Genomic DNA, 269 nt, shown 5'->3' with positions numbered 1-269 from the left:
CGAATAATTCCTCCGAAAACAATTGAATACATCATTGCATAAAGGGAAAATTGTAGACCTGTTAATGCTCCAATCGCTGCAAAAAGTTTAACGTATCCAGCCCAAGTGCTTTGAATAGATACAGGATAAGAAGAATGCCCCCGGCAGCTACTAACCCTAAGATAGAAAAAAGTAGTCCATTTAATCCGTCCATGATAATGTGCAATAGTAATCCCACCAAAACACCGCTCATGGTTAACCAATTCGGTAGTATATTCTTTGAAATGTCT

General features: G+C 38.3%; 1 protein-coding gene. It reads right to left on the bottom strand.

Translation table 11 applies throughout. The annotated features are described in order from the left end of the window. Window positions 1-61 precede the first annotated feature (61 nt). A partial coding sequence (locus tag AOA59_RS32915) for a hypothetical protein (RefSeq protein WP_218212229.1) occupies window positions 62-269 on the bottom strand: 208 nt, incomplete at its 5' end.

Origin of the sequence: Pseudomonas sp. 2822-15, assembly GCF_002742515.1 — a bacterium.
GTDB lineage: Bacteria > Pseudomonadota > Gammaproteobacteria > Pseudomonadales > Pseudomonadaceae > Aquipseudomonas > Aquipseudomonas salomonii.
The sequence above is the reverse complement of the archived record's forward strand: the minus strand, read 5'-3'. Positions and strand labels throughout refer to the sequence as shown.